Genomic DNA, 237 nt, shown 5'->3' on the forward strand with positions numbered 1-237 from the left:
ATTATGAGAGCATGAGTGCGTTAAATGAATGTATTGAAACAGTTGAATATTTTCCATTCGATGAGTTCTTAACATGCTTAAACGAACGTCAGACTGATATATTGATTGACCTAGATTTTACGCATAAAGACCTAGGTGAATATAGCTATACAGTCGGTCACGTGACGAACGACGGCAAGTTCACTCTACGACCTGAGATAGCAAAGTTAATTAACTCTGATTTCACTATCGTTCAAC

The 237-nt window shown here is 37.1% G+C and carries 1 protein-coding gene; it reads left to right on the top strand.

Going from position 1 to position 237, the window contains the following annotated elements; translation table 11 throughout:
• Nucleotides 1-11: 11 nt before the first annotated feature.
• Nucleotides 12-237: hypothetical protein (locus AB4486_RS24680; RefSeq protein ID WP_372119321.1), on the top strand; the 226-nt coding region annotated here is incomplete at its 3' end.

The organism is Vibrio sp. 10N.222.55.C6, from assembly GCF_041473395.1.
GTDB lineage: Bacteria > Pseudomonadota > Gammaproteobacteria > Enterobacterales > Vibrionaceae > Vibrio > Vibrio crassostreae_C.